Source organism: Nocardia sp. NBC_00565, from assembly GCF_036345915.1.
Lineage (GTDB): Bacteria > Actinomycetota > Actinomycetes > Mycobacteriales > Mycobacteriaceae > Nocardia.
In genome coordinates, this window is record NZ_CP107785.1 from 9014501 (window position 1) to 9027971 (window position 13471).

At 68.0% G+C, this 13471-nt stretch carries 10 protein-coding genes; 2 read left to right on the plus strand and 8 right to left on the minus strand.

What is annotated here, in order from left to right:
• Nucleotides 1–11: 11 nt before the first annotated feature.
• Nucleotides 12–1511, minus strand: a complete 1500-nt coding sequence (gene glpK / locus OG874_RS41235) for a glycerol kinase GlpK (protein WP_330252439.1) — start codon at nucleotides 1509–1511, stop codon at nucleotides 12–14.
• A gap of 260 nt (nucleotides 1512–1771) precedes the next feature.
• Here glpK and OG874_RS41240 point away from each other — a divergent pair, with 260 nt between their 5' ends.
• A complete protein-coding gene (locus tag OG874_RS41240) occupies nucleotides 1772–3505 on the plus strand; it encodes a glycerol-3-phosphate dehydrogenase/oxidase (protein ID WP_330252440.1) in 1734 nt (577 codons plus the stop codon).
• A gap of 29 nt (nucleotides 3506–3534) precedes the next feature.
• Here OG874_RS41240 and OG874_RS41245 read toward each other — a convergent pair whose 3' ends face one another.
• From OG874_RS41245 to OG874_RS41270, 6 genes are all read right to left on the minus strand, one after another.
• On the minus strand, nucleotides 3535–4116 hold the full coding sequence (locus OG874_RS41245; protein WP_330257634.1) for a TetR/AcrR family transcriptional regulator: 582 nt from the start codon (nucleotides 4114–4116) through the stop codon (nucleotides 3535–3537).
• A 62-nt stretch (nucleotides 4117–4178) separates the two neighbouring features.
• Nucleotides 4179–5543 carry a hydroxysqualene dehydroxylase gene (locus OG874_RS41250; RefSeq protein ID WP_330257635.1) on the minus strand — a complete coding sequence of 455 codons (1365 nt, stop codon included), beginning with the start codon at nucleotides 5541–5543 and terminating at the stop codon, nucleotides 4179–4181.
• Between the two features lie 67 nt (nucleotides 5544–5610).
• Nucleotides 5611–6444: an MBL fold metallo-hydrolase gene (locus tag OG874_RS41255; protein WP_330252441.1), complete on the minus strand. Its 834-nt coding sequence runs from the start codon at nucleotides 6442–6444 to the stop codon at nucleotides 5611–5613.
• 98 nt (nucleotides 6445–6542) lie between these two features.
• Nucleotides 6543–6689 (minus strand): TetR/AcrR family transcriptional regulator, encoded by a 147-nt coding sequence (locus OG874_RS41260; protein ID WP_330252442.1) that lies wholly within the window; start codon nucleotides 6687–6689, stop codon nucleotides 6543–6545.
• Nucleotides 6690–6747: 58 nt separating this feature from the next.
• Nucleotides 6748–7554 (minus strand): DNA-formamidopyrimidine glycosylase family protein, encoded by an 807-nt coding sequence (locus OG874_RS41265; RefSeq protein ID WP_330252443.1) that lies wholly within the window; start codon nucleotides 7552–7554, stop codon nucleotides 6748–6750.
• Between the two features lie 24 nt (nucleotides 7555–7578).
• Nucleotides 7579–12408, minus strand: a complete 4830-nt coding sequence (locus OG874_RS41270) for an ATP-dependent helicase (RefSeq protein ID WP_330252444.1) — start codon at nucleotides 12406–12408, stop codon at nucleotides 7579–7581.
• 131 nt (nucleotides 12409–12539) lie between these two features.
• Between OG874_RS41270 and OG874_RS41275 the strand changes: the two genes are divergently transcribed.
• A complete protein-coding gene (locus tag OG874_RS41275; protein WP_330252445.1) occupies nucleotides 12540–13085 on the plus strand; it encodes a histidine phosphatase family protein in 546 nt (181 codons plus the stop codon).
• Here OG874_RS41275 and OG874_RS41280 read toward each other — a convergent pair.
• Nucleotides 13075–13470 carry a hypothetical protein gene (locus OG874_RS41280; RefSeq protein ID WP_330252446.1) on the minus strand — a complete coding sequence of 132 codons (396 nt, stop codon included), beginning with the start codon at nucleotides 13468–13470 and terminating at the stop codon, nucleotides 13075–13077. The genes OG874_RS41275 and OG874_RS41280 overlap by 11 nt on opposite strands.
• Nucleotide 13471: the final 1 nt, after the last annotated feature.

Here is a 13471-nt window from a genome sequence, read left to right on the forward strand (position 1 = left end):
GGATTTCGGCGTCAATCCACCCAGTTATAGGTGCGCTCGACGGCCTTGTTCCATGCGGCCAAGTGGGTGTCGCGATCTGTGGCCGACATCGCGGGTTGCCAGGTCTTGTCGGCGGCCCAGTTGGCGCGGATGTCGTCGGTGCTCTCCCACAGTCCGACCGCGAGCCCGGCCGCGTAGGCGGCTCCCAGCGCCGTGGTTTCGTTGACGACCGGACGGACCACGGGCACATCGAGGATGTCGGATTGGAATTGCATCAGCAGGTCGTTGCCGACCATGCCGCCGTCTACCTTGAGGGTGGTCAGCTCCAGCGGCAGCGCCTGGGATTGCGCGTCGGCGCGCATCGCGTCCATCACCTCGCGAGTCTGAAATGCGGTGGACTCCAACACCGCTCGCGCCAGATGGCCCTTGTTGACGAAGCGGGTGAGACCAGCGATCACGCCGCGGGCATCCGGCCGCCAACGGGGCGCGAACAGGCCCGAGAAGGCGGGGACGATGTACGCGCCGCCATTGTCCTCGACGCTGCGGGCCAGTGGCTCGATCTCGTCCGCGGTGGCGATGATGCCGAGATTGTCCCGGAACCACTGCACCAGTGAGCCGGTCACCGCGATGGAGCCCTCCAGCGCGTACACCGCGGCTTGGCCGCCGAGCTGATAGCAGACCGTGCTCAGCAGTCCGTGCTTGCTGAATACCGGTGTCGTTCCGGTGTTGAGCAGCATGAAATTGCCGGTGCCATAGGTGTTCTTGGCCTCACCGGGGGACAGGCAGGCCTGGCCGAAGGTCGCCGCCTGCTGGTCGCCGAGGATGCCGGCGACGGGTATGCCGGCCAGCGGGCCGGAGGTGATCTGCGCGTAGATCTCGGCGGAACTGCGGATCTCGGGCAGCATCGATGGCGGCACGCCGAATTCCGCGCAGATCCCTGGATCCCATTGCAGCGTACGCAGATCCATCAGCATGGTGCGCGACGCGTTGGTCACATCGGTGATGTGCTCGCCGGTCAGGTTCCACAGCACCCAGCTGTCGATGGTGCCGAAACACAGCTCGCCCGCCTCGGCCCTGGCCCGCGCACCGTCGACATTGTCGAGAATCCAGCGCAGTTTCGGCCCGGCGAAATACGTGGACAGCGGCAGACCGGTGCGGTCCTGGTAGCGCGTCGGGCCGAATTCGCCGCCGAGTTCGGTGACCAGCCGATCGGTGCGGGTGTCCTGCCAGACGATCGCGTGGTGAATCGGCTTGCCACTGGCCCGATCCCACACCACCGTCGTCTCGCGCTGATTGGTGACGCCGACCGCGTTGATCTCCTCGGCCGCGATACCCGCGCTTCGCAGCACCTCGCCGAGCACGAATTCGGTATTGCGCCAGATGGTTTCCGGATCGTGCTCGACCCAGCCCGGCCGCGGGAAGATCTGCTCGTGCTCGCGCTGGGCGACGCCGACCACGCGGCCCTGCCGGTCGAAGACGATGCACCGACTCGAGGTGGTGCCCTGGTCGATCGCGGCCACATACCGTCGCATTGCAGCAGGCTACTAAAGTCACCGCGCGCCGTGCGCCACATCGCGGGGTCCGCGTTGCTCGATTAGTGTTGGCAGTGGTTACCCGTGGGTAGCTCGGGCCGGACCGGGCGCGGCGACACGGCCTCCGCGCCCGAGCTGGGATCGGTGCCGATTCGCCTAGCCTGTAGACCAGCGCAGCCATGACGAGCAGCTCGATCGTGTGCCCGATAGACCACCAACGTCGTCTACACCCGACGCCGCGTCGGCTGGAGGAGTCGAGCATGACCATGAAACCGGATTCGCAGTTCCTCGGCCCCGAACAGCGCGCGACGGCCTGGGAGCGCTTCGGCAAGGACCACTTCGATGTGGTCGTGGTCGGCGGTGGTGTGGTCGGCTCCGGTATCGCGCTGGACGCGGCCACGCGCGGTCTCGAAGTGGCGCTGGTCGAGGCGCGTGATCTCGCCTCCGGCACCTCCAGCCGGTCCTCGAAGATGTTCCACGGCGGCCTGCGGTACCTGGAGCAGTTGGAGTTCGGGCTGGTGCGCGAGGCCTTGCGGGAACGCGAACTCGCTCTGTCCACGCTCGCGCCGCATCTGGTGAAACCCCTGCGCTTCCTGTACCCGCTGACCCACCGCGGCTGGGAACGCCCATACGTGGCGGCCGGATTGGTGCTCTATGACACCATGGGCGGCGCGAAATCCGTTCCCGGCCAACAACATCTATCGCGCCAGGGCGCACTTCGGCTCGCGCCCGGTCTGCGTCGCGACGCGCTGATCGGCGGCGTCAGCTACTACGACACCGTCGTCGACGACGCCCGCCACACCATGACGGTCGCGCGCACCGCCGCGCACTACGGCGCGGTGATCCGCACTTCCACCCAGGTGGTCGGCTTCCTGCGCGAGGCCGACCGGTTCGTCGGGGTGAAGGTGCGTGACAGCGAGGACGGCCGCACCGGCGAGATCCGCGCGCACGTGGTGATCAATGCGACCGGCGTGTGGACCGACGAGGTCCAGGCGCTTTCGCACAATCGCGGCCGTTTCCACGTGCGCGCCTCCAAGGGTGTGCACATCGTGGTGCCGCGCGATCGGATCGTCAGTGATGCCGCGATCATCCTGCGCACCGCGACCTCGGTGCTGTTCGTCGTCCCGTGGGGTGCGCACTGGATCGTCGGCACCACCGACACCGACTGGAATCTGGACCTCGCGCATCCGGCGGCGACCAAGGCCGATATCGACTATCTGCTGGATCGGGTCAACCAGGTGCTGGTCACCCCGCTCACTCCCGCCGATATCGACGGTGTCTATGCGGGGCTGCGGCCTTTGCTCGCGGGTGAGAGCGATTCGACCTCCAAGCTGTCGCGTGAACACGCGGTCGCGCGGGTCGCACCGGGACTGGTCGGCATCGCGGGCGGCAAGTACACCACCTACCGGGTGATGGCCTACGACGCGGTCGACGAAGCGGCGCAGGACATTCCGGCGCGCGTCGCGCCGTCCATCACCGAGAAGGTTCCGCTGTTGGGTGCCGACGGCTATTTCGCGCTGATCAATCAGACGGTGCAACTGGCCGAGGCCTACGGCGTGCACCCCTACCGGATCAAGCACCTGCTCGACCGCTACGGCTCGCTCATCGATGAGGTGATGGCGATGGCCGAGGGCAAACCCGAACTGCTGCAACCGATTATGGACGCGCCGTCCTATCTGCAGGTGGAGGCCGTCTACGCCGCGGCCGCCGAGGGCGCGCTGCATCTGGACGACATCCTGGCCCGCCGGACCCGAATCTCCATCGAATACTCCCACCGCGGCGACAACTGCGCCGAACAGGTGGCTCGCCTGGTCGCACCGGTGCTCGGCTGGGACGATGACGAAATCGACCGGGAGGTAAGCACTTACCAGGCGCGCGTCGAGGCCGAGGTCCGTTCCCAGACCCAACCCGACGACCAATCCGCCGACGCCCTGCGCATCGCCGCCCCCGATCCGCGTCCGGAGATACTGGAACCGGTCCCGCTGGACAGCTGAGAATTTCGTAATGCGGTTGAAACCGCAGCTCAGTGCGCCTTTTGGGGTGACTCGACGTGCGTGGCCCATGCGACGAGCGACCGAATGTAGCGCAATACCAGTTCGTCCGGGTACTGCTGCGAATCGGCCAGATGCAGCCGGGTCAGTTCTTCCAGCGCTGCCAGCAGGATGCGCTGGGTCGCGCCGTCCGGATCGACGGTGGCTCCGGCATAGCGCGACAGATGCCGCGCGCCGATCCTCCGCGCATAGGCTCGGCCGAGCTCGAGCCGATCCCGCAGATCCGGCGGCCCGCCGTCGGGTGGGCTGAGGATGATCCGCCAGCTGGTCGGCGCGGCATGCAGATAGGCGAGGATGCCGCGGCCGACCTCGTCCACGTCGTCGGCCGTGCCCGCCCAGTCGACACTGCCGATGCCCGCCAGCGCGATCGCCGATTCGCGATCCAGCAGCGCGGTTGTGAGCCCGGACAGATCGGAGAACTGCTGATATACCAGGGCGCGGGCGACCTGTGCCTCGCGCGCGACCCGATCGATGCTCACCGCGCCGAACCCATCGGCGGCGACGATATCGCGCGCGACGTCGAGTAACTGTGCGCGCCGGTCGGACGAGGACATGCGGCGCTTCGGCGCGGCAACGGGTTTCGCGCTGAGGTGCTCGGATGCCGAGCGCTCCGTGGTCACGGAACCGACGGTAGCGTAAGGAGTAGCTCCACCGCTTTGGCAGCGCTCTGTACCGCGCTCTCCATGGTGGCCGACCAGTCGGTCGCGGTCCAGTCACCCGCCAGTACCAGCGTCGGCACCGAGGTGCGCTGATCCGGCCGTAGCCCGTGCGTGCCGATCACTTGGGAGAAGGTCGCCTTGGGCATCCGAACCACGTGTCCCTGAATGACTTTCGCGTGCTCGGCGGCCGGGTAGTAGCGGCGCAGCAGCCGCATCTGCTCGTCGAGGATCTCCTCGTTGCTCTTGTGGATCTGTTCATACGCGCCGCTGGTGGTCAGGCAGTACAGCCACGCCTGGTCGGTGCCGCGACCGGTCATCAGCTGCCGGTCGAAGACCTCGTCGATGATGCCGGTGCCGCCGATCAGCGCCTCGAACTCGGCCGTGGTGCCGAGCGGCCGGTCCAGGTAGAGGTTGGTGCTGACGATCGGGGTGAAGCCCAATTTGTCGGCGGCCGCGTAGATTTCGGCATGTTCGGGCAGTTCGTCGAGCAGGCCGCTGATATTCGAATTGGGGACCGCGCAGACCACCACATCGGCGGGTACGACCGAACCGTCGGCGAGTGCCACTCCGGTGACCGCGCCATTGCTGATGTGAATGCGGCGGGCGACCGCGCGGTGGCGCACCGCCACGCCGTACTTCTCGAAAACCCTTTGGGCGCCGGTGATGTAGAGCGTGTCGAGGTCGGTGGTCGGGTAGCCGATGGTGACCGGCTTGCGATGCTTCAGTCCCAGCCGGATGCCGGTGGCCATCAGATCGGCGAGGATTTTGGCCGATTCCTGCTGTACCGGTTCGGCGGCCAGACCGAGAGCGAGCCAGTCCCACAACGCTTCTCGCGCGGTGGCGGGCATGCCGAGCCGGTTGAACCACTGTTCGGTGGTGAGGTCGGCCAAGTCGGCGGGCTGGCTGAGGCACTGCCGGCCCAGTCGCACGGTGGCGCGGGCGGCGCGCAGCCGGTCGAGCAGGCTCGCGTCGGGGTGCGCGCCGAACAGCGTGCGCAGCGCGCCCCAGCCCCTGGTCGACATGGACGCGCTGCGTCCGTCCGGCCAGCGCAGCGTGGCGCGATGCGGGAATACGACGTAGTCGCGAGTGCCGACGCTGGTCAGATAGCGGAACAGGTGGTCGTAGCCGCTGGCGATCACATGTTGGCCGTTGTCGGGGAGGTCATCGGCCGCCTCGACCTTCATCGCATGGGTGCGGCCGCCGAGTCGGCCGCGGCGTTCCAGGAGGGTGACCTGCTTGCCCGCCTCGGCCAGCCAGACCGCGGACGCCAGTCCGGCCAGCCCGCCCCCGATGACCACATATCGCCGCGGATCGTTCACGATGCACTCCCTCGGTCAACTTTCAATCTGCAAGTTAACCGGGAGTGCTTGGGACGTCAAGGGTTTCGCGTCAGGCGGCGACCCGCTGTAGGGCGCGCAACTCGGCGGCGTTGTGCGCGGAGAACACTGTGACCTCGTCGCCGTGGTCGCGGATCAGCTCGCGCAGCCGCTGTTGGTTGTCCAGTCGTGGTCCGCGCAGCGTCTGCACGCTCTTCTCGAAGAGCGACAGCCCGAGCGGCTGATGCGGCCGGACCGGATCGAGCACGCCGGGGTGGAAGTAGGCATCGCCCGCCGAAAGCAGCCAGCCGTTGCCGGTGTCGACGGCGATACCCGCATGTCCGCGAGTGTGCCCGGCCAGTGGAATGAGCAGGATCGTCGGCGGTAGTCCGCTCAGTTCGCGGACGGCATCGAAACCGAACCAGCTCTCGCCGGTATCGGCATAGGACTCCCAGCGCGGGCCGTGCCGGAACTGAGGTTCCTTGTAGCGCAGGCGTTCTTCCGCGGAATGCGCGCCCTCGAGCGCGCGCAGTTCTTCGGCATAGACATGCACCCGGGCGTGCGGGAAGTCGGCAAGACCGCCCGCGTGATCCAGATCGAGGTGGGTGAGCAGGATGTCGCGGACATCCTCGCGCCGGTAGCCGAGCGCCTCGACCTGATGCGCCGCGGTTTGCGCGAGATCGAGCACCGGACTGGTGAGCCGGATGAAGCGGCGGCCGAGCCATTCCACCGGTCGGCGGACGGCTTGTTCGCCGACTCCGGTCTCCACCAGGACAAGTCCGGAATCGAGCTCGATGAGCAGGCAGTGGCAGATCATCTCGCCGCGGTGCAGGAATCCGCCGGTGCCATCCATCAGTCGTCCGCCGGGGGGACGCATGGTGCCGCAGTTGAGGTGGTGAACTCGCATCAGGACAGCTCTCGTTCGAAAGTGGTGCGCAGGTGGTCGGCGACGGCCCGCAGCGGGGCGGTGTCGCGCTGGGTCTTGGCGAGCAGTCTGAGACTCGCTCAACGGAAGTGGAAGTAGAGCGAGCCCTTGGGTGCGCCGCCCGCGCTGACGAGCTGATTGAGCCCGGTGGCGTGATAACTCTGGGTCTGGAAGAGGTCGGCCGCGGCATCGATGAATCGTTGCCGCGAGTCGGTGTGTGGTATCACACGGTTACGGTATGTGAACTATGGCGACCGGTCTAGTGAATACGGACGCTCGGGGTGATCAGGCGGGCTCGGGCTGGCAGCGTGGGCAGAAGTAGATGCCGCGTTCGCGCTGGGTAATGCGGTCGGACGGGGTGATTCGGGCAGTTCCGCTCGGCGCGGTCGCGGTCTCGCCGAGCAGATGGACGACCATTCGGGTGCCGCAGCGTTGACATGGGCGGCGCGCCCGGCCGTAGGCAAGAGGCCGCCACGGTGGTTCGGTGGCCGCCTTGGTGAGTACGCGATGCGCCTCGTGCACCAGCGCGAGGAGATCGGGGACGTCGCCGACCGGGGTCGCCGGGTGGACGCGGCGCAGGAAACAGATCTCGCTGCGGTAGATATTGCCGATACCGGCGAGGTTGCGCTGGTCGAGCAGGGCAAGGCCGATCGGCTGCGCCGGATATCGGGTCAGCCGCCGCACCGCCTCGGTGACATCCCAGTTCGCCCCGAGTAGATCGGGTCCGAGGTGGTCGGTGGCGTTGTGCTCGTCCGCGCGTCGCAGCACCTCGACGGTGCCGAGGGAAAAGCCGACGGCCTCGGTATCGTCGGTGCCGAGCACCAGTCGGGCGGTGACCGGGGGGCGCGTCCACCGCTCGCCGGCGCAGTAGGTCCGCCACTCGCCCTCCATCTTCAGGTGCGTGTGGACGCTGACCTGGTCGGTGCGGATGAACAGATGTTTGCCGTAGCTGGCGACGCCATCGACCCGCTGCCCGACCAGATCCACCGTGGCGTAGCGCGGCACCCGGAAATCGCTGCGGATCAGCGTCTTTCCGTCCAGCGCGAGCCGCAGTCTGGCGGCGGTGCGGAATACGGTGTCGCCTTCAGGCATGGTTCGACCATAGGCCCGATCGGGTCACGGCTTGCTCCGCAGTCGCAGGCCGCGCGGGGTGGTGGCGAATCCGGCTTCGGTCAGGAATCCGGCGAAGGTGTTGCCGTGCACGGTTTCTCCGTCGACCCGGTCGATGACCAGGGAGTCGACGCGACGGTCCTGGACCAGGGCGGCCAAAGCGGCGGCCGCGGCTTGCCGGGAATTCGGGTCCTCGGTGAAGGTCAGCAGGGTTTTGCCGCCGCGCTCCAGATACAGGGCGAGTTCGCCGTCGATGAGTACGACGATCGCGCCCGCCTTGCGTCCGGGGCGGTGGCCCGCGCCCTCGGAGGGGCCCTTCGGCCAGGGCAGCGCCGCGCCGTAGGGGTTCGCGGGATCGCTTGCCGCCAAGGCGAATGCGATGCTTCGGCGTTGTTCGCTGGTGCCCGGGCGAGCGCGTTCGGTGTCGAAGGAGCGCAGTCGGTCGACCACATCGGTGGTGGAGAACTGTGCGCCGCCGAGCGAATCGATGAAATACCCACGGCGGCAACGGCCGCGATCCTCGAATTCGGTGAGCACCCGGTACATGAGCGCGAATCCGCCCGGCACACCCTCGTTCTGCACCGAACCGCGGGTCAGCACGCCATAGCGTTCCAACAGCATGTCCGCGGTCGCGTGGGCGCGCAGGGTGTTGTCCGCCACCCGTTCCGGCAGCAGCGACCAGCGGCCTGCCACTGCGGGCGGCCCCGATCTGGTCGGCATATTCGGACGTGGGAGATAGGCCCGTCCGCGTGGCGCGCGCCGCGGCATCCGATGCGCGGTAACGGTCCGCGCCGTACCCGATAGCAGTGCCCGGACGGGTGCGAAGGTGTCACCGGAGACCACGCCGGCCCATACGAGTTCCCACAGTGCGGCCGCGACCCGGGTGTCGTCGAGTAGGCCGGTGGCGTCGGCGAGCTGACGGAAGAAGTACGCGCCGCCACCGTGCAGGACGGGCGGGAGTCGGGGCGAAACAATGTCGACGGTCTCCGAGCGGTCGCGCGCCGCCGAAATGGCCGGTGCCGCATCATCATCGAGCGACACGATCGGCTCGGAGCCGGATGGACCGGTCTCCAGTGTCGCCGCGGCGGATTCCATGGCGGTCCACGGAGCGATCGATGCGCCCAACGCGGTGAGCAGGCGCAGGTGTACTTCGGACAGCTCGATCTCGTCGGCGGGTGTCAGCGTGAACGGTGCCTGATCGGCCATATGCAGCGCGATCCAGCCGTCCTTGGCGGTAATGGAACCGTGCCCGGACCAGATCACCTCGCCGGTGGCCATGAGTTCGTCCAGTATGGCGGGGGAGTAGTCGCGCACCCGCGCGGGCAGGACCAGCGATTCCCACGCCGAGGCGGGAATCGGCACGCCCGCAAGCTGTTCCACCACCGCCGCGACTCCGTCGACGCCGCGCAGTTCGCCGGTGCCGACGTGCTGCCAGGACGGCAGGAAGCGGCCGAAGGCGGCGGTCGCGACCGGCTCCACCTCGTGCCTGGCCGCCGCGAGCGAGCGGCGGCGCAACCGGCGCAGCACCTGGGTATCGCACCATTCCGAGCCACTGGCCGCAGGGGTGAATTCGCCTTCTACCACGCGTTTTTCGGTCACCAGCCGATGCAGTGCGGTCGCGGCGACGGCGGTGCCGAGACCGAAGCGGGCGGCCACGGCCTCGGTTGTGAACGGACCGTGGGTGCGCGCGTAGCGGCCCACCAGATCGCCGAGCGGGTCGGCGACCGGCTCGATGAAGGCCGCTGGTGTGCCGATCGGCAGCGGCACCCCGAGTGCGTCGCGCAGCCGGGCGGCATCCTCGACAGCCACCCACCAGGTTCGACCCGCGAACGAGACTTCCAGTGCGCGTTTCGATTTCACCAGTCCCGCGAACCACTCGGCGACCTCGATCGCGTTGTCGTGCGGTCCTTCAGGTTGCCGCTCGCGGCCCTCCGCCGCGTCTTCGGCGAGCTCGGCCTCGTTGCTCTGCACGCCGCCGACGCACCGGGCCGCGGCCTCCGCGGCGGTCAGCGGCCCCAGCAGTCGCAAGAGATCGGCCAGGCCCTCGGCATCACGCGCCAACCGTTCCGGGGTACGCCGCTGCAACTCCCGTTCGGTCTGCTCGATAATGCCGGCGTCCAATAGCTCTCGCAGCTCCACCCGCCCGAGCAACTCGGCGAGCAGACTCGAATCGAGCGACAGCGCGGCGGCCCGGCGTTCGGCCAGCGGACTGTCCCCGTCGTACATGAACTGCCCGATGTAGTCGAACAGCAGGGAATTGGCGAAGGGCGATGGCGTCGCGGTCGCCACCTCGACCAGCCGCACCTGGCGACGTGCCACCTGCCCGAGCAGATTCCGCAGCGACGGCAGATCGTAGACATCGCGCAGACATTCGCGCACTGTCTCCAACAGGATCGGAAAGTCCGGGAACTTGCGCGCCACATCCAGCAGCTGCGCCGACCGCTGCCGCTGCTGCCACAGCGGCGCGCGCTTACCGGGATCGCGCCGGGGCAGCAGCAGCGCCCGCGCCGCGCACTCCCGGAACCGCGATGCGAACAGCGCCGATCCGCCGACCTGCTCGGTGACGATGTCATCGATCTCATCCGGTTCGAAGACGAAAAGCTCGGCGCCGGGCGGATCGTCGGTGGTATCGGGCAGGCGCACCACGATGCCGTCATCGGAGGCGTTCGGCGACACATCCACGCCGAACCGCTCGCGCAGCCGGGCGCCGATCGCCAGTGCCCATGGCGCGTGCACCGGCAGCCCATACGGCGAATGCAGGACCAGCCGCCAATCGCCGAGCTCGTCGCGGAACCGCTCGACGATCAAAGTCTTGTCGGTGGGCAATTGTCCGGTGGCCGTGCGCTGTTCATCGAGCAGGGCCACCAAGTTCGCGACGGCGTTGTCATCGAGGCCAGCACCCCGCATGATCTCGGTGAATCCATCGGCCGAGGTCGTTGGCTGCTTTCGCTCGACCGTTGTCTCGGGGGCCGTCCGCGTGGGGTTGTGAGACTGTGTACCGGCCTTACGAATGAATTCGCCCAGCGCCGCACCGAGTTCGGCGGGTCGGCCGAGTCCGTCGCCGTGCCAGAAGGGAAGTCGACCCGGTTGCCCGAATGCGGGTGTGACCAGCACCCGGTCGAAGGTGATCTCCTCGATGCGCCAGCTGGTCGCACCGAGCGCGAAGACATCGCCCACCCGCGACTCGTAGACCATCTCCTCATCGAGTTCGCCTACCCGCGATGCCTTTTCGCCCACCATGTAGACCGCGAAGAGACCACGGTCCGGAATCGCGCCACCCGAGGTCACCGCCAGCCGCTGCGCGCCGGGCCGCCCGGTGAGCGTGCCCGCGTCGCGGTCCCACACCAGTCGGGGGCGCAGCTCGGCGAACTCGTCCGATGGGTAGCGACCGGCGAGCAGATCCAGCACCGACTCGTACGCGGACCGGGGCAGCGCGGCGTAATTGCCGGTGCCGCGCACGGTTTCGAACCACGCGTCGACATCGACCGGCTCGAGTGCGCAGGCCGCGACGGTCTGCTGCGCCAGAATGTCCAGCGGATGCGCCGGGATCTCCAGCGACTCGATCTGTCCGGCCGTCATCCGCTGCGAGGCGACCGCGCAATGGATGACATCGGTGCGATGCTTCGGAAACAGCACCCCGCGCGAGATCTCACCGACCTGGTGCCCGGCTCGCCCGACCCGCTGCAACCCGCTGGCGACCGACGGCGGCGCCTCCACCTGTACCACCAAATCGACGGCGCCCATATCGATGCCGAGTTCGAGACTGCTGGTGGCCACCACACAGCGCAGCCGGCCGCTCTTGAGATCGTCCTCGATCAGCGCCCGCTGCTCCTTGCTCACCGAACCGTGGTGTGCGCGGGCCAGCAGGGGATCGGCACCGTGGATCACTTCGGTGGACGCGCCGAGTTGGGCGGGTGGCTTGTGCTCGGTTTCGACGGCCTCGCCGAGCCGCGCGGCGTAAGTCTCGTTGAGTCGTGCGGTCAATCGCTCGGCCAACCTGCGCGAATTCGCGAATACGATCGAGGACCGGTGTTCCAGCACCAGATCCACGATCGCCTCGTCCACATGCGGCCAGATCGAGCCGGGCTGATCGGAGTCGCCGGGCTCGGTCATATCCGCGATCGGTACCCGTACGGACAAGTCGAAGGTCTTGGGCGCGGGCGGCGCGACGATGGTGATCGGCGCATTCCCCACCAGGAATCGCCCGACCTCCTCGGGCGGGCGCACCGTCGCCGAGAGCCCGATCCGCTGGGCGGGCCGCTCGGTCAGTTGATCCAAGCGGGCCAGCGACAGCGCCAGATGCGCGCCACGCTTGCCACCGGCGATGGCGTGCACCTCGTCCACGATCACCGTGCCGACCTCGCGCAGCGTCTCCCTGGCCGCCGAGGTGAGCATCAGGAACAGCGATTCGGGCGTGGTGATCAGAATGTCGGGCGGTGTGCGCTGCATCGATCGCCGATCCGCCGCGCTGGTATCGCCGGATCGCACCCCGACGGTGATCGCGGGCGGATCCAGCCCCAGCCGCTTGGCGGTCTGCGTGACCCCGACCAGGGGTGCCCGCAGGTTCCGCTCCACATCCACCGCCAGCGCCTTGAGCGGCGACACATACAGCACCGAGGTGCCGCGCGGTGTGGCCTTGCCCTGCGGCTTCTCCCGGGTGGCCAGCTGATCGATGGCCCACAGAAAAGCGGATAACGTCTTGCCCGAACCGGTCGGTGCGACGACCAACGTGTGCTCACCCGCCGCAATGGCCTGCCACGCTCCCAGTTGAGCGGCCGTCGGCGCGGGAAACGCACCGTCGAACCATTCCTGGGTGGCGGTGGAGAACTGGGCCATGCCCTCAGTGTGCACCTGACCACCGACATCCTGGGCTGGGCCGACTGTCGGCACCCTGTCCGGTCAACTGTCCGAGCGAAGGGTTGGCAATCGAAGTACGGCCACCAGCGTTGCGCCGTACGCTTCCAACCGTGCAAAAGGTGCTCAGACTCGACCTGGTCAGCCATGGCATGACCGAGGCGATGCGAAAGGCACGTTTTCCAGTAGACGAATCGCTGACCGAGGCCGGTCGCCGAGCAATCGCGTCGTGTGGACGCCTGACCGCGGCCAGAGTGCTCACCGGACCCGAGCGCCGGGCCGTCGAAACCGCCGCGCTGATGGGACTCCCGGGCGAGGAGGACACCCGGCTGCGCGATCTGGACGCCGGTGCGTGGCGTGGTGGTGAACTGATGTCGGTGCCGCAGGACGAGCTATACGCCTGGCTGACCGACCCGCACTTCTCTGGTCACGGCGGTGAATCCGTGGTCGATGTGGTCGAGCGGACCAGGTACTGGATGGCCGAAATCGCGTCCGAGGGCATGTCGACCGTCGCGGTCACGCATCCGGCGGTGATCCGCGCGGCGATGCTGGTGACCCTGGACGCACCGCCGAAATCATTCTGGCGGATCGACATTCCGCCGGGCAGCGTCACCCGGCTGCACTACCGCGGCGAATGGACGTTGCACTTCACGGCGTGACGCCAGGCAGCGGTCCGACCCTGACGGTGACCAGCATGCGGACCGCATCGGTGATCAGCCGAGCCGGTATCGACGGATCGACGGCACGTTGCATGCCGAGGCCGATCCCCATGCTCAGGATCGTGGTCGCGGCATCTTCGGCGGGCATCGGCAGCGGGATCCCGATCGTGTCCGAGAGCGTCTGCACTTGCGCCGCGACCGCGCCGCGCATCATGGCGAGGCTGGAGACCAGCGCGGCCTGCAACTCCGGATCGTCGCGAGCAACCGTGGCGAATTCGAACTCGAGCAGCGTCCAGCCGACATCGCCGATGGTTCGCTCGGCCCACCCCTGGAACCGCTCCAGCTGATCGTCGAGGTTCTCACCCGCCGCGAGCAGATCGGTCACC

Excerpts from the sequence above, each read along its gene's own strand:
- glpK (WP_330252439.1), bottom strand. The coding sequence starts at position 1,511 with ATGCGACGGTATGTGGCCGCGATCGACCAGGGCACCACCTCGAGTCGG.
- OG874_RS41240 (WP_330252440.1), top strand. The coding sequence starts at position 1,772 with ATGACCATGAAACCGGATTCGCAGTTCCTCGGCCCCGAACAGCGCGCG.
- OG874_RS41270 (WP_330252444.1), bottom strand. The coding sequence starts at position 12,408 with ATGGCCCAGTTCTCCACCGCCACCCAGGAATGGTTCGACGGTGCGTTT.
- OG874_RS41255 (WP_330252441.1), bottom strand. The coding sequence starts at position 6,444 with ATGCGAGTTCACCACCTCAACTGCGGCACCATGCGTCCCCCCGGCGGA.
- OG874_RS41245 (WP_330257634.1), bottom strand. The coding sequence starts at position 4,116 with ATGTCCTCGTCCGACCGGCGCGCACAGTTACTCGACGTCGCGCGCGAT.
- OG874_RS41265 (WP_330252443.1), bottom strand. The coding sequence starts at position 7,554 with ATGCCTGAAGGCGACACCGTATTCCGCACCGCCGCCAGACTGCGGCTC.